18 protein-coding genes are annotated in these 20,857 nt (G+C 69.1%); 13 read left to right on the top strand and 5 right to left on the bottom strand.

Annotated elements, in window-relative coordinates:
- Positions 1 to 4 precede the first annotated feature (4 nt).
- Both BM282_RS03645 and BM282_RS03650 read left to right on the top strand, forming a co-directional pair.
- Positions 5 to 742: an adenosylcobinamide amidohydrolase gene (locus BM282_RS03645; protein ID WP_175501366.1), complete on the top strand. Its 738-nt coding sequence runs from the start codon at positions 5 to 7 to the stop codon at positions 740 to 742.
- A gap of 24 nt (positions 743 to 766) precedes the next feature.
- Positions 767 to 2,110, top strand: coding sequence for a cobyrinate a,c-diamide synthase (locus BM282_RS03650; protein ID WP_089876851.1), 1,344 nt, complete (start codon positions 767 to 769; stop codon positions 2,108 to 2,110).
- Between the two features lie 3 nt (positions 2,111 to 2,113).
- Here the strand turns inward: BM282_RS03650 and BM282_RS03655 are convergent, their stop codons facing one another.
- The gene (locus tag BM282_RS03655) at positions 2,114 to 2,584 is read right to left on the bottom strand and encodes a hypothetical protein (protein WP_089876854.1); all 471 of its coding nucleotides are present in this window, start codon (positions 2,582 to 2,584) and stop codon (positions 2,114 to 2,116) included.
- A gap of 102 nt (positions 2,585 to 2,686) precedes the next feature.
- Here BM282_RS03655 and BM282_RS03660 point away from each other — a divergent pair, with 102 nt between their 5' ends.
- From BM282_RS03660 to BM282_RS03680, 5 genes are all read left to right on the top strand, one after another.
- On the top strand, positions 2,687 to 3,982 hold the full coding sequence (locus tag BM282_RS03660) for an MGH1-like glycoside hydrolase domain-containing protein (protein ID WP_089876859.1): 1,296 nt from the start codon (positions 2,687 to 2,689) through the stop codon (positions 3,980 to 3,982).
- Between the two features lie 42 nt (positions 3,983 to 4,024).
- Positions 4,025 to 4,720, top strand: a complete 696-nt coding sequence (locus BM282_RS03665; RefSeq protein ID WP_089876861.1) for a cob(I)yrinic acid a,c-diamide adenosyltransferase — start codon at positions 4,025 to 4,027, stop codon at positions 4,718 to 4,720.
- Positions 4,720 to 6,417 carry a cobyric acid synthase gene (locus BM282_RS03670; RefSeq protein WP_089876863.1) on the top strand — a complete coding sequence of 566 codons (1,698 nt, stop codon included), beginning with the start codon at positions 4,720 to 4,722 and terminating at the stop codon, positions 6,415 to 6,417. The genes BM282_RS03665 and BM282_RS03670 overlap by 1 nt, the downstream gene beginning before the upstream one ends.
- 73 nt (positions 6,418 to 6,490) lie before the next feature.
- Positions 6,491 to 8,269 (top strand): aldehyde ferredoxin oxidoreductase family protein, encoded by a 1,779-nt coding sequence (locus BM282_RS03675; protein ID WP_089876865.1) that lies wholly within the window; start codon positions 6,491 to 6,493, stop codon positions 8,267 to 8,269.
- A gap of 143 nt (positions 8,270 to 8,412) precedes the next feature.
- Positions 8,413 to 8,931 carry a monooxygenase family protein gene (locus BM282_RS03680; protein ID WP_217642684.1) on the top strand — a complete coding sequence of 173 codons (519 nt, stop codon included), beginning with the start codon at positions 8,413 to 8,415 and terminating at the stop codon, positions 8,929 to 8,931.
- Positions 8,932 to 9,072: 141 nt separating this feature from the next.
- Here the strand turns inward: BM282_RS03680 and fdhF are convergent, their stop codons facing one another.
- The 3 genes from fdhF to BM282_RS03695 all read right to left on the bottom strand — a co-directional run bounded on the left by fdhF (position 9,073) and on the right by BM282_RS03695 (position 14,161).
- Positions 9,073 to 12,363 carry a formate dehydrogenase subunit alpha gene (gene fdhF / locus BM282_RS03685; protein WP_089876867.1) on the bottom strand — a complete coding sequence of 1,097 codons (3,291 nt, stop codon included), beginning with the start codon at positions 12,361 to 12,363 and terminating at the stop codon, positions 9,073 to 9,075.
- A complete protein-coding gene (locus BM282_RS03690) occupies positions 12,360 to 13,895 on the bottom strand; it encodes an NADH-ubiquinone oxidoreductase-F iron-sulfur binding region domain-containing protein (RefSeq protein WP_089876869.1) in 1,536 nt (511 codons plus the stop codon). Before BM282_RS03690 ends, fdhF begins: the two co-directional genes overlap by 4 nt.
- Before the next feature lie 83 nt (positions 13,896 to 13,978).
- Complete coding sequence (locus BM282_RS03695) at positions 13,979 to 14,161, bottom strand: hypothetical protein (RefSeq protein WP_089876870.1); 183 nt, start codon at positions 14,159 to 14,161, stop codon at positions 13,979 to 13,981.
- 121 nt (positions 14,162 to 14,282) lie between these two features.
- Between BM282_RS03695 and BM282_RS03700 the strand changes: the two genes are divergently transcribed.
- The 4 genes from BM282_RS03700 (at position 14,283) to BM282_RS03715 (ending at position 17,216) form a co-directional block, all read left to right on the top strand.
- Positions 14,283 to 15,056 (top strand): nucleotide-binding protein, encoded by a 774-nt coding sequence (locus BM282_RS03700; protein WP_089876872.1) that lies wholly within the window; start codon positions 14,283 to 14,285, stop codon positions 15,054 to 15,056.
- Between the two features lie 2 nt (positions 15,057 to 15,058).
- Positions 15,059 to 15,610 (top strand): hypothetical protein, encoded by a 552-nt coding sequence (locus BM282_RS03705; protein WP_245758308.1) that lies wholly within the window; start codon positions 15,059 to 15,061, stop codon positions 15,608 to 15,610.
- A 64-nt stretch (positions 15,611 to 15,674) separates the two neighbouring features.
- Positions 15,675 to 16,415 (top strand): hypothetical protein, encoded by a 741-nt coding sequence (locus tag BM282_RS03710; RefSeq protein WP_089876875.1) that lies wholly within the window; start codon positions 15,675 to 15,677, stop codon positions 16,413 to 16,415.
- A 96-nt stretch (positions 16,416 to 16,511) separates the two neighbouring features.
- The gene (locus BM282_RS03715) at positions 16,512 to 17,216 is read left to right on the top strand and encodes a hypothetical protein (RefSeq protein WP_089876877.1); all 705 of its coding nucleotides are present in this window, start codon (positions 16,512 to 16,514) and stop codon (positions 17,214 to 17,216) included.
- A gap of 34 nt (positions 17,217 to 17,250) precedes the next feature.
- Here BM282_RS03715 and BM282_RS03720 read toward each other — a convergent pair whose 3' ends face one another.
- Positions 17,251 to 18,189, bottom strand: a complete 939-nt coding sequence (locus BM282_RS03720; RefSeq protein ID WP_089876879.1) for a diacylglycerol/lipid kinase family protein — start codon at positions 18,187 to 18,189, stop codon at positions 17,251 to 17,253.
- A gap of 245 nt (positions 18,190 to 18,434) precedes the next feature.
- Between BM282_RS03720 and BM282_RS03725 the strand changes: the two genes are divergently transcribed.
- Both BM282_RS03725 and BM282_RS03730 read left to right on the top strand, forming a co-directional pair.
- Complete coding sequence (locus tag BM282_RS03725; RefSeq protein ID WP_139229679.1) at positions 18,435 to 20,522, top strand: C1 family peptidase; 2,088 nt, start codon at positions 18,435 to 18,437, stop codon at positions 20,520 to 20,522.
- Positions 20,519 to 20,824 (top strand): hypothetical protein, encoded by a 306-nt coding sequence (locus BM282_RS03730; protein ID WP_089876881.1) that lies wholly within the window; start codon positions 20,519 to 20,521, stop codon positions 20,822 to 20,824. Before BM282_RS03725 ends, BM282_RS03730 begins: the two co-directional genes overlap by 4 nt.
- Positions 20,825 to 20,857 lie beyond the last annotated feature (33 nt).

Consider the following 20,857-nt stretch of genomic DNA (forward strand, 5'->3'; position numbering starts at 1 on the left):
GGAGGTGTTCGAATCGACCGTCCGCGACGGCGTCCTCAGACTCCGCAGACCGAAGACGCGGTGGCTCTCGACGGGCCACGCGGGCGGGGAGTCACTCGGCCCCGTCGCGTACAACGTGAGCGTCCCCGAGGGGTGGGACGACAGAGACGTGGACGGCTACGTCGAACGCCGTCTGGCGGCCGCGGGGTTCGAAAGACCGGGGCCGACGCTCCTCACGGGCGTCTCGATGCGGCACGCGCGCCGCGCCCGTCTCGGCCCCGTCGAAGCCGTCGTCACGGCGGGCGTGTCGAACCCGGCGGCGCTTCCGGTGGACGGCGAACTCGGCCGACCCGCGCGCGGGACGCCGCCGGACGACCACGCCGGGACGGTGAACGTCCTCGTCGGAACCACGCGCTCGCTCGGGCCCGGTGCGCTCGCCAACCTCGTCGCCGTCGCCGCCGAGGCGAAGGCGACGACGCTTCTCTCGCGGGCGGGCGTCCCGGGGACGACGACAGACGCCGTCGTCGCCGCGTGCGACCCGGCGGGCGACCGGGCCTCGTACTCCGGAAGCGCCACCGACGTCGGCGGGGCGGCCCGCGCGTGCGTCCGCGACGCCCTCTGCGCGTCGTTGGACTCGCGGTACGCCGAAGACGACGGCGGCGCGACGGCCGCCGCCGCGGACGCGCCGTACGGCGTCGTCACCGACGAACGGGCGTCGGTGTCGCGGGTTCTCACAGCCGAGAACGACGGCGAAGCTCTTTAACGGAGAACGAAGGAGAGTCGGGTGATGACAGACACTCCGGCCCCCGCGGACCTCCCCGGGTTCGTCCTCGCGGGGACGGCCTCCGGCGTGGGCAAGACCGTCGCCACGCTCGCGGTCTGTCGGTCGCTCGAACGCGCCGGGCGGACGCCCGTCGCGGCGAAGGCCGGCCCCGACTTCATCGACCCGAGCCACCACGCCGTCTCGCTGGACCGGCCGTCGCGGACGCTCGACCCGTGGCTTTCGGGCGACGACGGCCTGCAGCGAACGTACGCCCGCGGCGCGCGCGACGGTGACATCTGCGTCGTCGAGGGGATGATGGGGCTGTACGACGGCGACGTGAGCACCGCCGCCGTCGCCGCGAAACTCGACCTCCCCGTCGTCCTCGTGGTCGACGCCGCGTCGGGGATGGAGAGCGTCGCCGCCACCGCGCTGGGCTTTCGCACCTACGCCGACCGGATGGAGTACGACGTGGACGTGGTCGGCGTCCTCGCGGCCCGCGCGCACGGCGGCAGACACGAACAGGGTATCGCCGGGGCGATTCCGGACTCGATGCACTACGTCGGCCGAACCCCGCCGCTCGCCGGCCTCTCCGTCCCCGACCGGCACCTCGGACTCCACGGCGGGCGCGAGGCCCCCGTGGACGACGACGCACTCGCGGCGGCGGCGCGCCACCTCGACGCGACGGAACTGCTCGCACTCGCCCGCCGTCCGCGGGTGGAGGCACCGCCCGAACGCCCGGCCGAACCGACGGACGCCACCGTCACCGTCGCCGTCGCCGAAGACGACGCCTTCCGTTTCGTCTATCCGTCGGTCCGCGAGCGACTCGCCGCCCGCGCGACGGTCGAACCGTTCGCGCCCGTCGCCGGCGACGACCTACCTGACTGCGACGCGGTCTACCTCCCCGGCGGCTACCCCGAACGCCACGCCGCCGCGCTGTCGGACTCGCCCGCGCTCTCGACGCTCGCCGACCGGGCGGCGGCGGGCCTGCCCGTCTTCGGCGAGTGCGGCGGCGCGATGGTCCTCGGCGAATCGCTGCGGACCGACGACGGCGAGGAACACGAGATGGCGGGCGTCCTCCCCGTCTCGACGCGGATGACGGACGGCCCCGTCGCACTGGACCACGTCGGCCTTCGCGCTCGCCGTGACTCGATACTCGCGCCGCGAGGAGAGACCGTCCGCGGCCACGAGTTCCACTACTCGGCGGCGACGGCGGACAGGGACGCCCGCTACGCGTTCGAGGTAGTTCGCGGCGCGGGGTTCGACGGCGCGAACGACGGTCTCACGGAGTACCGAACGGTCGGGACGTACGGGCACTTTCACGCGGAATCGGGCGCGTTCGACGCGTTCGTCGAGAGCGCCGACGGGTAGCGTTCAGGTCGCTGTCGATTCACCGACCGCTTCGGGTTCGTCTCGCTCCCGCGGCTCTCGGACCGTCGTCACCGGAATTGGCGACTCGCGGAGGCGAAACGTGTTGGCGAAGTCGTTGGCGTTTCTGAGGAAGACGGCCAGTCGGGCGGGGTGGTTCGCCGTCGCCGTCGCGGTGAAGCCGACTGTCACCGCGGCGTCGTCGGGCGTCCGGTAGTGCTGCGCGGAGAGCGCGTAGGCTCTGGGCGTCGTCTCCGCGTGTATCACCTGCCGCCAGTCGGGCCGCTTCTCCGGGAACGTCTCCGGGTCGCGACCGGCGTCGGGAGTCGAGGACGGCGTCTCGGTGTCCGTCTCGGATTCCGTCTTTTCCGCGGGTGCGCCTCGCGTCGTCTCCGACGACGAGCGAGGGTCGTTACAGCCGGCGGCGACGGGGAGGGACGCGGCGGCGATGGTCGCGAGGAGGCGGCGTCTGCGCATATCGGATGCATCCTGTCGGCGGATAAGTCTCTTCTGAAGACTGAAACGACGACTGAGTGTCCCGGTCGAAACGGCTTTTTCGCTCGCGGCGGCTCTCCCCGCATGGACACCGACACCGCCCGCTCGGTCCTCGAAGCGAACCGACGCGACGGCTACACGATACCGTCGGCGACGCTCTATCCCTTCCAGTGGAACTGGGACAGCGCCTTCATCGCCGTCGGCCTCGCGCACGCCGACCCGGCGGCCGCGAAACGCGAGATTCGGACGCTCCTCGACGCCCGATGGGAGAACGGGATGGTCCCGCAGATAGCGTTCTGGTCGGACGCCGAGGGCTACTTCCCCGGCCCCGATGAGTGGCGCGTCGGCACCGACCGCACCGTCCACGCCGCCGTCGAGACGAGCGGAATCACGCAACCGCCGATGGTCGTCCCCGCGGCGCGGTACGTCTACGAGGTGACGGGCGACGAGGCGTTCCGCGACTCCGTCCTTCCCGACCTGCGCGCGTACTGCGAGTGGTGGCTCCGAGAGCGCTCCGACGACGGCGAACTCGTCTGGATTCGCCACCCGTGGGCGACGGGGATGGACGACTCGCCCGCGTGGGTCGGCCCCCTCGAACGCTTCGACCCCGGCGAGGTGTCGTACGTCCGCGAGGACCGGAAAGACGACGACCTGGCCGACCAGCGACCGACCGACTGGGACTACGACCGCTACGTCGCCCTCGTCAGACAGGGGCGTGAACTCGACTGGGACGAGGCGCGACTGCGCGAGGCGTCGCCGTTCGTCGTCGAAGACGTGTTGACGAACGCGCTGTTCGTCCGCGCCTGCGAATCGCTCGCGGCGCTCTCCGCGGACGCGAGCGACGAGAGCGAGGCGACCCGGTGGCGCGAACAGGCCGAGACGACGCGACGGGCGCTCTCGGACCGGCGGTTCGACGACGAACGCGGCCTGTTCGTCTCCTACGACCTCGTGGCCGACGAACCGCTTCCCGCACGCTCTATCGCGGGTCTCGTCCCGACGCTCGCGGGCGCGCCGACGCCCGACCAGTTCGACCGGATGCGCGAGACCCTCGACTCGTTCTTCGACTACGACTACGCCGTCCCGTCGTACGTCGGCCCCGAGATGGACACCGACCGGTACTGGCGCGGTCCCGTCTGGTTGAACACGAACTGGCTGGTCGAACGCGGCCTGCGCCGGATGGGCGCTGAGACGGCGGCCGCGCGCGTTCGCGAGGACTCGCTCTCGCTCCTCGAACGCGAGGGGTTCCGCGAGTACTTCAGCCCCGAGACGGGTGCGGGGCGTGGGAGCGACCGATTCTCGTGGTCGGCGGCGCTGTCGCTGGCCTGGGACGGCGACGGTACCGACGAGGGCCGGATGCCCATCGGCCTCGGCCGCGACTGACCACTCGGCGGCTTCTTGTCCGTTCGCACGAGAGATGCCGGCATGAGCGACGGTGAGCGACCCGATACCGCGGAGACTTCACAGAACACGCCGGGCGGCGGCGTCTCGCCGACGGCGACGGCTATCGAACCCGACGCGCCGGACGAGTTCGGCCTCGTGCAGGCGTGGTGGGGCGAGGGGAAAGGCAAGACCACGGCGGCGTTGGGGATGGCGTTTCGCGCGGCCGGGCACGGCTACCGCGTCCACCTCCTCCAGTTTCTCAAAGGCGGTGCAGACTCCGTCGAGGGCGTCCGCGGCGAGTACAACGCCATCGCAGCGCTTCCCGGAATCTCGTACGAGAACACCGGTCACTACGGCTGGAAGGGCCTCATGGACGGCTCTGACGACGACGAACACGCCGCGAAGGCGCGGGCGGCGTTCGACCGCGCCCGGGAACTCGTCGCGGCCGCGGGCGACGCCGACCTGACCGAACCGCTCTCACTCGACGGCGACCCGGAAGCGGGCGTCCACATGCTCGTCGTCGACGAGGCGTTGTACGCCGTCGAGATGGGTCTGGTCGGCGAAGAGGAACTGCTGGAACTGGTCGCGTCGAAGCCCGCAGACCTCGAACTCGTCCTGACGGGCGGACACGAGGAACCGACGTTCCTCCTCGACGCCGCCGACCTCGTCACCGAGGTTCGGAAGGTGAAACACCCGTTCGACGCCGGCACGCGGGCGCGGAAGGGAACCGAGTACTGATGAGCGATGGGCGAGGCGCGACGGGCGGTGGAGACACCGCGACCCGCGGCCGGACGAAGACGCTCCTCGTCGCCGGGACGGCGAGTCACGTCGGAAAGAGCACCGTCGCCACCGGCATCTGCCGTCGCCTCGCCGACCGCGGTGTCTCCGTGGCCCCGTTCAAAGCCCAGAACATGAGCAACAACGCGCGGGCCGTCCCGGTCGCTCCCGACGCGAACCCGGTGTGCGACGAGGACGATGCTCCCGACGCGTTCGGCGAAGTCGGCGTCTCGCAGTACGTTCAGGCCCGCGCGGCCCGCGCGACGGCGACGACGGACCACAACCCCGTCCTGTTGAAACCCCGCGGCGGCGGCGAGTCGCAACTCGTCGTGGACGGTCGCGCCGTCGGCACGAACGCGGCGGGCGACTACTACGAGGAGGACTGGCACCGCGCCCGCGAGGCGGCCGCGGCGGCGCACGCGCGACTCGCCGACGCGCACGACGCCGTCGTCGCGGAGGGCGCGGGGTCTATCGCCGAGATAAACCTCCACGACCGCGACTTGGCGAACGTCGAGACGGTCCGGTTCGCGGCCGACGCGGGCGACGTCGACGTCCTCCTCGTCGCCGACATCGAACGCGGCGGCGTCTTCGCCTCTCTCGTCGGGACGCTCGAACTCGTCCCCGACGACGTTCGAGAACGGGTCGTCGGCGCGGTGATAACGAAGTTCCGCGGCGACGAGTCGCTCCTCGCCTCGGGTCTCGATGCCTTCGAGGAGCGAACCGGCGTCCCCGTCCTCGGCGTCCTCCCGTACGACGACCCCGGACTGCCCGAAGAGGACAGCGTCTCGCTCCCGCCGGTCGGGGAACGGGCCGTCGTCGGCCGCCGCGGCGACGGTGACGACGTCGACGGCGGTAGCGGTGACGACGTCCGTGTCGGCGACGGCGACGAACCCGCAGAGGCCGTCACCGTCGCCGTCCCGCGTCTCCCGCGCGTCTCGAACGCGACGGACCTCGAACCCCTCGCGGCCGAACCGGGCGTTCGCGTCGTCTTCGTTCCACTGGACGCCGACTTCTCCGACGCCGACGCCGTCGTCGTGCCGGGGTCGAAGAACACCGCAGACGACCTCCGGGCCTGTCGCGCGGCCGGGTTGCACGAGGAACTCCGCGCGTTCTCGGGACCCGTCGTCGGCCTCTGCGGCGGCTACCAACTCCTCGGCGAACGCCTCCGCGGGGTCGAACACGAGAGCGTCGCCGACGACGGGGAACTGCCCGGGTTCGGACTCCTCCCCGTCGAGACGACGTTCACGACGGAGAAGCGCGTCGCGCCGGTGGACTGGCGGTTCGACGGGACGGGGCCGTTCGACGGGTTCGCAGGTTCGGTCTCGGGCTACGAGATTCACACCGGCGAGACCGAACTGGTCGCGGGTCAGACGACGGGAGACGACGTGGCCGCGTTCCGCACGCCGTTCGCCGCCGACGGCGTCGCGGACGCCTCGCTCGGATTCGCCCGCGGGGTCGTCGTCGGGACGTACCTCCACGGTCTGTTCGAGAATCGGGGGGTACGAGCGGTCTTCTGCGACCACCTGTTCGACGCCGCCGACGTCTCGCGTCCGACCGCGGGAGTCGAGGACGCTCCCGTCTCGCCGTACGACCGGGCGGCCGAACTCGTCTCTCGACTCGACTTCGGACCGCTCGGACCGCCGTTCGACGTGGCGTAACCGGACGCGCGAGAACCGGTCGACTCGTCCCCAGCCGATTCGTTCTTCCCCTCTCGCATCCTTTCGAAAGAAAATGATCGAGACGGCCCGCCCGACGCGGACGCGACTCCTCCGCGTGGACCTCGATTCGGGCACGCTCTCCCACGAGACGGTCCCCGGCGAGTGGCGCCGACGGTTCGTCGGCGGGAAGGGACTCGCCGCCCGGTATCTCTACGACGAACTGGAGGGCGGGACGGACCCGCTGTCGCCGGAGAACGTCGTCGTCCTCGCACTCGGCCCGCTCTCGGGCGTCGCCCCCGGCGAGGACCGCTACGCCGTCGTCACGAAGTCGCCGCTGTCGGGCACGTTTTTGGACTCCTACGCCGGCGGGTCGTTCCCGCGGACGCTCGCGGGTGCGCTCCCCGAACACCTCCTCCTCGTCGTCGAGGGCCGGGCCGCGGAACCGACGACGCTCGTCGTCGAAGACGGCGACGCGCGACTCGAACCGAGCGACTGCTGGGGTCTCGACACCGTCGAGACGGACGCGAAACTCGACGGCTCGGTCGCCTGCATCGGCCCGGCGGGCGAGAACCTCGTCCGCTACGCCACGCTCGCCTCCGACGGCGGCGACCACCACGCCGGACGCGGCGGCGTCGGCGCGGTGTTCGGGTCGAAGCGGTTGAAAGCCGTCGTCGCCCGCGGTGACCCACCGGCGTCGACGCCGGAACTGGACGCCCTGCGCCGCGAGACCGACGACCGACTCGCGCGCGAGGGGGCGGGCGAGTGGCTCCGCGCCGGCGGGACGGTGGAGACGATAGACTTCGCCGACGAGGTGGGCGTCCTCCCGACGCGCGGGTGGGAGTCGGGGTCGTTCGAGGGGACCGAAGACGTGGGTATCGAGGCGATACGCGCCGCGGCCGTCGCCCGCGAGTACGGTGACGGCCCGGACGGTTCGGGCAGCGAGCGAGCGGTGGGCGACTTCCGCGTCGCCGCCGGCGAGGGCGACGACCGTACCGAATCCGTCCCGCGCGGGGCGACGCCCATCTCGCTCGGTGCGGGACTCGGCATCGACGACTTCGACGCCGTCGCGACGCTCGGTGCGCTGTGCGACCGACTCGGAATCGACGTGGTGAGCGCCGGCAACGCCGTCGCGTGGGCGATACAGGCCTCGAAGGCGGGCGTCGTCTCGCTGGACGTCGACTTCGGCGACGCGGCGGGCGCACGCGAACTCCTGACGAGCATCGTCGGTCGGACGGGCGAACTCGGCGACGCCCTCGCGGACGGTGTGGACGCGGCGGCCGTCCGATTCGGCGGCGAGGGATTGGTTCCGACGGTGAAGGCGATGGCGCTCCCGTCGTACGACCCGCGCGGGTCGCCCGCGATGGCGCTCGCGTACGCGACGAGCGACCGAGGGGCGTGTCACCGCCGCGCCCGCCCGGTGGTCGAGGAAGCGTTCGCGACGGAGGCGTGGTCCGTCGAAAAGCGGGCAGCGGCCGTCGCCGAAGAGCAGATTACCCGGGCCGTGCTGTGGTCGCTCGTCGTCGACGACTTCGCGGGCGAGGCCATCGCCGACTACGGGGCGTCGTGGCTCGCGGCGGTCGGTCTGGACTACACGCCCGAGGAACTCCGGACGGTCGGCGAACGCGTGTGGACGCTGACGCGACTGTTCAACGTCAGGGAGGGGTTCGACCGCTCGGACGACTCCCTGCCCGACGTCCTGACGCGCCCGCAACGCGAGGGCGGCCACGAGGGACTCGACGAAGCCGAGTTCGAGGCGACGCTGGACGCCTACTACGAGCGTCTCGGGTGGGACCGAGAGGGCGTGCCGACGCGGGAGACGTGCGAACGGTTGGGGCTCGAAGGACTGCGATGAGCAGCGACGTCGAAACTATCAGTTGTTGACAGTTCTTTGGGCAGTGCGCACGCGGCGTGCGAGTCGGTCAGCGACGACACCGCGTCCAGTGGTACGCTCGATCGGCTCTCCGATTTATCGTCTTCAGGAACGTAGAGTGACAGATGAAAAAGATATTTCGAGAGCGGATGGCGGCGGAGATGGACGACGGATTCGTGATCTACATCAACGGGATGCGTCTCAACAAGTTACGGGCGCTTCCACACTGGTTACTGGCGAACTGGAAAGTCGCGAAGATGTTCGAGGAGTTAGAGGCAGACCCCGATAGCGGGTTCCTCGGATATACACCGATCTTCCTCGGGTTCCGGAAGGGGGCCGCGATGCAGTACTGGCGGTCGCTAGAGGACCTTCAGCGGTTCGCGACCGATCCGAACGGTTCCCACGTGCCTGCTTGGAAGTGGTACAACGAGCAGGCCGACCCGGACGGAGGACTCGGGTTTTGGGCGGAACTGTACGTCATCGACGCCGATTCGTTCGAGACGTTCTTTCGGAACGTCCCTCCCATCGGAGTGGGGAAGTTCGCGAAGATGGTTCCGATGCGCGACCATCAGCGACGACTCGGACTCTCTCCCGACGGGAGCGCTCGAAAGGCGACTTCAGTCGAAGAACCCGTCGAGGGGTGACCGACTCCGTATCGGTTCCGGATAGAGCAACGCTCTCTGTCGAATCTATGCTCTCTGCTGCACGGCACTCCCGTCGAGTTCGGAGTGGTTCGACGGAGCCGCACAAAGAAGTTCTCGGGGAGAGCCGCCGTCTCGGACCGTTCAGTCGTCGCCGGTGGCCGGTTCGGGACTGTCTCCGCCGTCTTCGACGTCGGGCAGGTCGACGGTGAGCGGTTCCTCGTCCGGGTCGGGCCCGAGCGGCGTTATCTTCACGCTCGACACCTTGTACTCGGGGATGTGCGAGGTGGGGTCGAGTTCGTGCGCGGTGAGTTCGTTCACCGCCCCCTGCGCGAAGTGCATCGGGATGAACACGACGCCGGGGTCGGACTGCTCTTCGACGTGCGCGCGGACGACGATAGAGCCGCGTCGCGACTCGACGCGGACGTATTCGTCGTCTTCGACGCCGAGTTTCTCTGCCATCTCCGGATGGATGGTGACGTAGCTCTCCGGGACGTGGTGCATCAGTGCCTCCACGCGCCGCGTCATCGTCCCCGTGTGCCAGTGGTAGAGGACCCGCCCCGTCGACAGCGTCAGGGGGTACTCTTCGTCCGGCATCTCGACCGGCCCGGCGTAGTCCGCCGGGACGAACCGGGCGAGGCCGTCGTCGTGGTTGAACTCTTCCTCGTAGAGATACGGCGTTCCGGGGTCGTCCTCGTCGCGGCAGGGCCACTGCAGGCCCGTCGGCTTCTCCTCCAGTCGGTCGTAGCTGACGCCGCCGTAGATGGGGACGAGTCGCGATATCTCGTCCATCACGTCGGAGGCGCTGTCGTAGCCCCAGTCGTAGCCGAACCGTTCGGCCAGCGCACAGAGGATGTCGAGGTCGGACTTCGCGTCGCCCCGCGGTTCGATGGCCGGACGCACGCGCTGGATGCGACGCTCGGTGTTGGTGAACGTCCCGGACTTCTCCGCGGCGGAGGCGGCCGGGAGCACCACGTCGGCGTACTCGGCTGTCTCGGTCAGGAACAGGTCCTGCACGACGAGGAAGTCCAACTCCCGAAGCGCCTTCTCGGCTTCGTTGATGTCGGGTTCCGAGAGGACGGGGTTCTCGCCCATGATGTACATCCCGTGGAGGTCACCGTCGAGGATGGCCTCGTACTGTTGCGGGAGGAACAGTCCGAAGTCCTTCGGGGGCTTGACGCCGTCCCACTCGTCGGCGAACTTCTCGCGGACGTCCTCGTTCGAGAGGTCCTGATAGCCCGGCAGCGTGTGCGGGGCCGGACCCATGTCGCCGCCGCCGCCCTGGACGTTGTTCTGCCCGCGGAACGGTGAGAGTCCGGCGCGCGGTTTGCCGAGGTTACCGGTGACGAGTGCGAGGTTCGTGATGGCGAGGACGTTGCGCGTCCCGTGGGCGTGCTGGGTCATCCCCATCGCCCACCCGAAGATACAGGTGTCCGCCGTCGCGATGGTCTCGGCCGCCGTCTTCAGTTCCTCCGGCGGGACGCCGGTGAGTTCTTCGACGCGTTCGGGCGTGAACGAGTCGACCTTCTCTTTCAGTTCCTCGAAGTTCTTCGTCCGTTGCTCGATGAACTCCTCGTCGTGCAGGTCCTGGTCGATGATGTGCCGGACCATCCCGTTCAGCCACGCGATGTCCGTGCCGGGCTTGGTCTGGACGTACTGACTCGCGTGTTCGCCGACGCCGATTTTCCGGGGGTCGAAGACGATGAGGTCCGCGCCGTCGGCCGCGTTCTGCTTGATGCGCGTGGCGAGGACGGGGTGACTCGACGTCGTGTTCGACCCGGTGATGAGGTAACAGTCGGTCTCGCCGATGTCCTCGTTGATGCGGTTCGTCATCGCCCCGTAGCCGACGGTCTGTTGGAGACCGGCGACGGTCGAGGAGTGACACAGGCGAGCGCAGTTGTCGACGTGCGGGGTCTGCAGGACCTGTCTCGCGAACTTCTGGTTGAGGTAGTTCTCCTCGTTCGTCGCCTTCGAGGAGGAGGTGACCGCCACGGAACGCTCGCCGTGTTCCTCCTGAATCTCGGAGATGCGGTCGTACACCACGTCCAGGGCCTCGTCCCACGACGCCTCGCGGAACTCGCCGTCCTCCTTGATGAGCGGCGTCTCCAGTCGGTTCGGACTGTTGACGAAGTCGTAGCCGAACTTCCCTTTCACGCAGGTAGAGAAGTCGTTCGCGGGGGCCTCGTCGGGTTCCGACGGGCGGACGCCCAGCACTTTGCCGTCCTTCCCGTACAGGTCGAAGTTACAGCCGACCGCACAGTAGTTACAGGTCGTCTCAGCCTTCGTAATGCGCGAGATGCGCGCCTCGCTGACGATGGTGGCGATGCTGAACAGTTGGCCGATGGTGAACGTCTCGGAGGCGACTTTCTCACCGGCGTGTTCGAGTTGCTCTAAGCCGTCGTCGACGACGCGGTCCTGCACCGATTTCGCGCCGTCTCGCGCCTTCTTCATGAACCGCGCGACGCCCGTGAGGTCCTCGTCTTCGTCCGCGTCGCCGCGGCCGCGGTTCGGCGCTCTCGCGGTGTCGGCCGTCTCGACGGGTTCGTGTTCGATGACCTTCCCGATGGAGTTGCGCTGGTTGAAGCCGGGGAACGGGATGGTCGTCGTGTTCGCGAGGCCCTTCTCGACGAGCGACCCCGTCGGACAGACCGTCGCGCAGTGTCCGCAGGAGACGCAGGTGGAGTCGGCCATCGTCTCGGCGTCGGACTGGAAGCCGATTCTCGTGTCCGGTCCCTGCCCCTCGATTCGGAGGACGCCCTCCACCTGCACGTCGTTACAGGCGTCCACACAGCGGTTACAGAGGATGCACTTGTTGCGGTCTATCTGGATGACAGACGAGGTGTCGTCTATCGGTTCGTACTCGTCTCGCTCCTCGAAGACGCCGTAGCGTGGCTCTTCGACGCCGTGTTCGATGGACGTGTCCTGCAGTTCACAGCTCCCGTTCTGTCCGCAGGTGGTACAGCGGAGGTTGTGGTTCGAGAGGACCAAATCGAGGTTGACGTCGCGCGCCTCGGCGGCGTCCGTCGCGTCGGTGCGGACGTGCAGGCCGTCCTCGGCGGGGAAACTGCACGCCGGGACGACGCCGTGTTCGTCCGTCTCGACCATGCAGGTCCGACACTCGCTGCGCGGGCCGATGTTGTCGGCCTGTTCGGTGCCGCGGTCGTAGTAACAGAGCGCGGGCACGTCTTCCTCGGTGTCCATCGTCTCGATGGCGTCCATGATGGTCGCTCCCGGCGGCAGCGCTATCTGCTCGCCGTCCACCGTGACGTGGCTCATCTTCTCCGCTCGCGACCCGACTTCGGGGTCGTTCGCCGTCCCCGTGTTGAAGTCCTCCGTCAGCGGCGTACTCGGCCGCGGGTCCGTCACGTCCGGGACGCCCGGAAGCGGGTCGTTCGGTACCGTCGCGTCGTCTGCTGATGGGTCGTCTACACTCATTGAACTGCCCTCGTGTCGCACTCGCCGCTGGGACACCGTCCCTCGGCGTGCGCCTCGAACTCCGTCTCGAACGCGGCCATCGCCGTCCCGACGGTTCGGGCGGCGCTTCGGCCGAAGTCGCACGTACTCGTGTTGCCTATCGTCCGCGTCAACTCGCGGAGCATGTCGTCGTCGTAGTCGCCCGCGTAGATGTCGCGCAGCAGGTTCGTCAACTGCTTCGTCCCCTCGCGGCAGGGGACGCACCGCCCGCAGTTCTCCTCGGAGGCGAACCGGGCGCGGTCACCGACCGTCGCCAGCGCGCACCGGTCCTCGCCGAACAGTTCGACCACGCCCTCCGTCCCGAGGTTCGCGCCCGCGAGTGCGGGTGCGGAGACGCTGTGGTCGAGGCGGCGCGTGACGCCGCCGAACTGCCCGCCGACGATGGCCATCTTCGTCGTCTCGGCGTCGACGGCGTCCGTCGCCCGTCGGAGCGACGCCCCCGTCGCGAGTTCGACTGTCACCGGGTCGTCCACGTCGCCCGTGACGGTGACGAGTCGCGTCCCCGGGTCGGCGTCGTCGGCGTCGAAGCCGTCGGGTCGGAGGATGGCTTCGCGGACCTGCGCGAGCGTCCGCGGCGTGTGAATCACGGTCGGCCGCCCGTACAGACCGTGCGTCTCCGGTCCCGGCGGACGGAGGCGCGCCTCCAGTCTGTCGTTCCCTTCGAGCGATTCCAGCGCCATCGTCGGTTCGCCCGCGATGTACATCTCGGGGCCGACGGCGATTTGGGGTCCGTCGCCGTGTTCGCGTCGGTGGCGCGAGGCCGCCGACGAGAGGCGTTCGGTCGCCCGCGACTCCTCCTCGCAGTAGACGACGACGTCCTCGGCGTCGACGAGGTGCGCGACGGCCATCGCGGCGTCGACGACGCTCGCGGCGTCGCCCTCCGAGAGCGTTCGGTCCGTCCGGTTCCTGTCGTCGGCGTCGTTCGCGTTCACCACGAGGACGGCGTCGCCGTCGGCCTCGCGGCACTCCTCCCAGCCCTCCGCTATCGGACGGTCCGCGCGCGCGTCGCCGCGGCCACGTCCGAGGAGGCCGAGCGTCCGCATCGCCTCGCGTGCGCCCTCGGGGTCGTCACGAACCGCCTCCGCGACGGATTCGGCGGGCGGTTCGGTCGGGTCGACCCACCCACACCGCGCGAGGGCGCGGCGACGGCCGACGCTCAACGGTCCGTCGTCGGGCGTCGGAAGCGTCTCTCGCTCTTCGTCGTGCTCTACCACCGCGTCGGCGTCGTCTCGGTCACCCGCTTCGGCCGCGGCGACGGCGTCCGCGACGCGGTCGAGCGACGGTTTGGCGTAGAACGCCGTCTCCGCCCCCGTCGTCACCAAAAGCAACGGTTCGAGCGACGTCGCACCCGTCGGTCCCGTCTCGCGGACGACGGCCGCCTTTGCGGCCTCCCGCGCGGCGTCGGCGACGGCGTTCGCCTCCGTCCGTCGGGCCGACCCCCCCGCGACGCGAACGACCGGCGAACCGCCGGGTTCTTCGTTCGAAACTGTCATTCAAGAAGATTACAGACGGGGAGGAGGAAAGGTTTGTTGCCCCCGGCCGACTTGTCGGGTTCTTCTCAGCCCGCGGCGTGCGCTCAGAAAGGCGGTTCGAGGTCGGTGTCGTCGCCGCGACTGGCGACGTAGATGACCGCGGCGGCCACGCCGGCGAGTGCGAGCATGACGAGTCCGATGCTTCGGCTCCCATCGCTCTCGTCTTCGACCGGGTCGTCCTCGATGGGGATGCGAACGGGTCCGTCGTCTGCGGAGTCGTCTGCCATACGCGAGGGTAGAGTCGTCGGGAGTAAAGGCGTTCGGGCAGGCGGCGGACGCGACTGGGCCTCCACCGACCGGTCCGCCGCGTGTCCGAATCTTTAATTCGGCCAACCGTGAGGCGCGAGTATGGTCGAAGCGTTCGCCGTCGCCAGCGGAAAAGGGGGGACGGGCAAGACGACGAGTACGCTCGCACTCGGGATGGCGCTCTCGGAACGGTACGACGTGACCGTCATCGACGCCGACACGGGCATGGCGAACCTGCTGTTTCACACCGGACTGGACGACGCCGACGTGACGCTCCACGACCTGTTGGTCGAGGGGTGCGACGCGAGCGTCGACGACGCCGTCTACGACCGATTCGGGATGTCCGTCGTCCCCTGCGGGACGAGTCTGGAGGCGTTCGAGGCGGCCGACCCCGCCCGTCTCCGCGAGGTGGTCGCCGAACTCGCCGCCGACACGGACGTCCTCCTCTTGGACTCGCCCGCCGCGCTCGGGTCCAAGAGCGCCGTCCTCCCCGTCGTCCTCGCGGACCGCGTCGTGGTCGTCCTGCAACCGACCGTCCCGTCGCTGTCGGACGGTCTGAAGGTGCAGGAGTACGCTCGCTCCTACGGCACCGAGACGGCGGGCGTCCTGTTCAACCGCGTCCGCGACGACGAGGACACGGAGCGAATCGCCGAACAGGCGGCGCGCTACTTCGGCGGGACGACGCTGGCGTCGGTGCCCGAGAGCGACGCCGTCCGCGCGGCCCGCCGGGCGGGGAAACCCCTGCTGGCGCACGCGCCCACCGACCCCGCCGCGGACGCGTTCCACGAGGCGGCGTCGAACCTCGACGTGCGCGACGGCGACGCCGCGGGCGTGGCCGACCGGTTCAAGAGCGCCGTTCTCCCCGACCGGGTGTGACGATGTCGCCCGACTCGACGCTCGGCGTTCCCGAAGGCGACCTCTTGCACTCGCGCGTCGCGAGCGACGCGGGCGAGACGCTGGCGGCGGCCCTCGACACCGAACTCACGGGCTACGCCGTCTTCGAACCGCAGGGGTCGCTCCTCGGCGGCGGCGACGACGCCACCGTGGTGACGTTCGAGGCGGGCGTTCCCGTCCTCGCGTACGACGCGACGACGGACTGCGGTGGCCCGGACGCCCTCGACGCCCTCGACGCGGCCGGCCCGTACCGGGTCGAACTGTTCGAACTCGCCGCCGCGGACCTGCAGGTGGTCCACCGCGACGAGACGCATCGCGTCCCGCCCGCCCGCCCCGCGGACAGACTGTCGACGGACCCCGAACTCGCAGAGCGAACTCGCGCGGCGGCCCCCGACCACCGCCGGGCGGACGAACGGAGTTCGGTCGAGGCGTTCCTCGCCGACGCGGACCGCATCGAGGAACTCAAGCGGGAGGCCAGACGCGAGGCGCAGTCCCGCGCCGAGGAGTGGGGGCTGACGGGGCAACTGGAGGAGTGACCGGTCGTTCGCCGACGCGAACGCCGGTCGGACCGTATATACCCGACGCGGACCAAGTGCCGATGTGACGGTCTTCTCACTGGTTCCGTTGCGGACGCCCTCCGACTTCGCCGACTGGTACCGACCCGGTGCCGACTACGTCGCCAGAGTCGCGGAGGGGATGGGCTTTCCGACGGGCGACTACCCCGCACTCGTCGACGAGGCGGAGACGGCGATGCGCGCGAACCGAACCGGCGAGAACGTCGCCGTCGAAGTGGCCCGCACCATTACCGCCGACTTGCTCGCCGACGCCGTGTTCGGCCCGCCGTTCCTGGAGTGGACGCCCCTGTGGTACGAGATGGCGCTGACCGCGCCGACGTACTACGCCGGGTGGCAACTCCGGCGCGTCGCCAGCGCGTACGCGGAGTCGCTGGACCACGTGTCGGTCCCGCGGTTCAGTCGACCGCGAGACGTACTCTACGAGGGCGACCCGGCCATCGAACGCGTCTCGGGCTTCGCCGACCGGTTCGCCTTCGCCGACGCCATCACCCATCTGGAGTGGTTCGACTACGTCGCCACCGAGTGCGGCCTGCCGGTGCCGCCGGAGTTGGTCGCTCGCACGCGCGAGGAGACGGTGGCGTACTACGTCGGCGAGATGGCGATGGATGACCTGACGCCGACCGTCCGCCGGTTCCAACATCTGCTCTTCACCGACGACGTGTGGGTCCGCGACATCGACCGCCGCTACGACCTCGACAGCACGCTGTTCACGCTGTGGGAACGCGTCCTCACCCGCGAACGAGAGCGGTTCGACCCGCGGCAGTAACCACGCGTTCGCCATCGATTTCGACGCTCGGGCCGTGCGCTTGCGGCGGGGAGATTCGAGCAACGTCCTTAGGTTCTCTCACCCCTACGACTCCGCATGACACGTCAGGCGGTCGAATCGGGCGTCGAACGCTTCGTCGACGACGTGACGGCGTTCACCGTCGAAGCGTTCAGCGTGCAACGGGCGCTTCGCGGGTCGGCCCCGGGCGCGGGCGTCGGCGGCGCCGTCGTGGACCGACTCGCCGAGAACGAGGCGTTTCGCCGGCGCGTCGTCCGCCCGGAACTGGCCGACTACCACGAACGGACGCTCGACCAGTTCGCCGTCGTCCTCGACTGCGTCGAGTCGGGCGTCTCCGTCTCCGACCGCGCCGAGGACCTCCTCGCCGTCGACTCGTACTACCGAGCGCTCGACGCCGACGCCCCCGAAGACCGGCGAACCGCGCTTCGAGAGACGGTGCTGGACCGACAGCGACGCATCGCGGACGAAATCGGACCGCTCGTCGCCGCCGACGGCGACGACTACTGGGACGCCGTCCGCGAGGTACACGACGCCGCGTCCGCCCGCGCGTTCGTCGACCGGACGTTCAGGTTCACCGACCCCGCCGTCGAGTTCCGCGACGTCCTCGCCTTCCGAACGCGGTTCGACCCCGCGGACTTTCTCTCCGGACCGGGGCGACTCCTCGGCGGGTCGCTGCCGACGCTGACCGTCGACTTCACCGACGAGGCGATTCGCGCGATGCGACGGGCCGAGCACCGCGTGATAACGGAGACGAAGCGCGAAGTCGGACGACGGGTGGACTGACGCATCGTCCGCGACCGCCCGACGGCATCGATGGCTACGGCGAGGGGTCGTATCGCTCGCCGACGACCACGGCCAACGCCTTCGGCCGAACCGTCATCGAGAGGTCGTGATGCTCGCGCATCTCCCCGTCGAGGCTGAACTCGATCTGCTCTCGTTCGTGACTCGTCACGCGGAGTCGGTCGCTCCGCAGGTGCGTCACCCGGTCGGTCTCACCGCCGAAGAAACGCTGCACCGCCGCCTCGGTGAGCATCTCGCTCGTCGGCATCTCTTCGACGATGGTCACCTCGAACAGGCCGTCTTCGACGTTCGCCTGTCCGCCCGCGCCCGTGAACCGCCGAGCGTTTCCGACGAGGATGGCGAGCGCCTCACCCGACCAGCGTTCTGCGTCTGTACCTGAAGCGCCTTCGGCGTCTATCTCGACGCGGAGCGGTTCGAACTCTCGTACCGTCTGCAGTCCTGCGACGACGTACGCGAGCCTCCCGAACCGCTGTTTCATCTCCGACTCCGTCTCCGCGCTCGTCTGTGCTGTCAGGCCGGCGATACAGGAGTTCGTGAACAGTTCGTCGTCGGCGACACCGAGGTCGAGACGGCGCGTCTCGCCGCTCTCGAGGAGTTCGAAGGCGTGGTCGATGCTCTCGACGCCGATGTTGTCGGCGAAGTCGTTGCCGGTGCCGCCGGGGAGGACTCCGAGCGTCACCTCCCCCAGCGCGTCTGCGCGACCGAGTCCGTCGACGACGTTGTGAACCGTTCCGTCGCCCCCGCACGCCGCGATTCGTGTTACTCCCTCCGAGACCGCTTCGCTCACGAACGTGGCCGCGTCACCCGCCTTTCGCGTCTCTCTGACCGTGTACCCTCGCTCGGCCGCCAGCGACCGGACTCGCTCGGCGTGGTCTGCGGAACCGCTGTCGGGGTTCAGGACGATTCGCCACGTGTTGTTCGTCGGACTGTGGTCGGTGTCTGCTGTTGTTGTCATCGTTCGAGGCTCACGTCTGTTCGTCGCTCGATACGTCCCGAATGTGGAACAGACGCGTCCGAGCGACAAGTGTCTCGTTGGCCTCGAACGAGACGTTCCGCGGTGTCGATACGATTCACTCGTCCGTCGGCGTCATGCCGCCGCCGAACCGAAAGTCGCCGCCGTTCCGGTGTCTCGCGCGTGAGCGACTCACCGAACAGTTATCGAATGGTTATCACATCTCAAAACCATCAGTTCGGTGACCCATGTCTCCATCCTGGGACTCGCTATCCGAGAGAGAACGCACCGCCCTCCGCTCTAGCGGTGAGACGATGAGCGACGTCGAACTGGCGTCCCGGTTCACCGAGTCCGACGACGGAACTGTCACGTATCGAATCATGGTCCGGTCCGACGACTCGATGGCCGGTCCCCTCGACGTCGACGAAGCGATGGTCGCGGACGCCGACGCCCACGCCCCGGCCCACGACGACCTGTTCGACGCCGACTCGGGCGACGGCGAGATGGCCGACGCGCCGAGCGAACCCGCCGGACCGCAGACCGACCCGCCCGAGATGCCGATGGACGAGGAAGACGGCGGCTACGAGTTCACCGACGTCGTCCTCATCTCGCCGGACGATTTCGACTACAACCCGGAGTTGACCGAGGCGGACCGCAAGGCCGCCGAACCCATCGACGAGCAGATGAACGGACTCGACGCGTACTTCGACCGAAACGCCATCCTCGACGTCGACGACGACTCGATGGACGCGGAGATGGCGGGTCTCCCGCCGGTGGTCGACCTGCGAAGTCGCCAGTCGAGCGTCAAGCATCAAGGGGGGCGCGGGACGTGCGTCTCACACGCCGCGATGGCGTTGCTGGAGTCGTTCCAGCACATCCCCGAGGACCTCTCCGAGCAGTACACCCACTACAAGTTCAACGAGTTCCTCGAACGCCCGCACGACGAGAACAAAGGGCTCCGGACGACGGACTCCGCGCCGTTCTTAGCGCGCTCCGACGGTCGGGTCTGCACCGAGTCCGACTGGCCGTACGTCGCCTCGCAGAGCACGATAAACACGCTCGTCGACAACGGCACCTACGGCCCGCCGACGAGCGCAGTCGCCGACCAGACGTACGGCTACAAAGCGGACGCGTACAAAATCGTCACCAACGCCGGTCTGACCGGCGAGAGCATCCGCAACACCCGATACCTCGAAGCACTGCTTTACCAGGGCTTCACGCCGGTCATCGGGACGTGGGTGGGGTGGGACGACAAGGACAACAACGGCGTCCTCGACCCGCGTTTCGACGGCACCGGCGCTCCCATCCGCCTCGGCGGTCACGCCATGCTCCTCGTCGGCTACAACCGGACGGAGCAGTACTTCGTGCTGAAGAACAGTTGGGGGACCGGATGGGGCCACGAGGGCTACGGCTACCTCCACTACGACTATATCCGGACGAACTTCAAGTACGGCTACGTCGTCGAGGAAGTCGTCCCCGAGTCCGCCGCGACGCCCGTCCCCCGACAACTCGCGCAGGCACCGTTCAGCAGTGACCGCATCAGCCGGGCGCAACTGCGCGCCGCCGTCCTGTTCATGAGGAGTTCGGCCGGCCGGTACGCCGTCGCCGAGGCGTACGCGGGGCCGAACCTCTCGCTCCGTCACCTCCGCGTCTACAACCCCGACGGGAGCCTCCACCTCGAACGCGACTCGCTCGTGGTCCGCAGTTCGTACCTGTTCGACGTGGACAGCGCCCGAGAGACCAGAACCGACGCGGACTTCTGGTGGCACGGGGTCCGCCGCGGGGTCCACTATCTGGAGTGTCGAAACGGCGCGATGGCCTGCATCGGATTCGACCTCGCGGGCCTCTCCGTGCGCGACATCGCTCGGACCCGCTTGAGTTCGACCGCGGTTCCGGCCGCCGACTTAGACTACGCCGTCGTCGTCGGACGGACCACGGCGAACCGCCCGTTCAAACTCCTCGCCCACGTCGACGAGACCGACACCAGCCTCGACGTCTCCTCTCTGGAAGTGCTCCGGTGGAACGGTAGCCGCCGCCAGTACAAGCGGAACGTCTCCATCCCGTCGTCGTGGACGTACAACCTCGACACCGGGTCGCAGGGCGGCGGCCGGTACGCCGACCTCTGGTGGCACGTCGTCTCGCAGGGCGTCGGGTTCCTCGAACGCTACTCGACCGCGCGGACGCAACTCGTCTGGTGTCTCGGCGACGGTGCCGAGCGTCTCGAACGGGAGATGGCCCCCGCCGCGGAAGTCGACCACGCGGTCGAACCCGCGACGCCCGAGATGGTGGACACGCCCGCGCCCGTCGCCGAGACCGACGGGGGCGCGACGCGATGACCCTGACCCACGTGCGCGCCGCCGACACGGACGAACTCCGACTCACCGTCGGCGAACCGGTCGAACTCGAATCCTTGACCGAACCGCTCGTCCCCGAGAAACTGTCGCTGGAACCGTTCGTCGAGACGCCCGACGGCGTCTCCGTCGTCGAACGCCGCCCCCTCGACGAGGACGGCACCATGGGTGCCGTCTATACCCTCTCCGCCGACGCCGCCGTCGACGGCGAGATACGCGTCGGCTTCCGCGACGGAGCGACGGGCGCGGTCGACTCGGAGAAGACGCTTCGCGTCGTCGTCGAGTGAGTGGGCTGTGAACGAGGCGGTTTCGAGCGAGTC

The organism is Halogeometricum limi, from assembly GCF_900115785.1.
Classification (GTDB): Archaea; Halobacteriota; Halobacteria; order Halobacteriales; family Haloferacaceae; genus Halogeometricum; species Halogeometricum limi.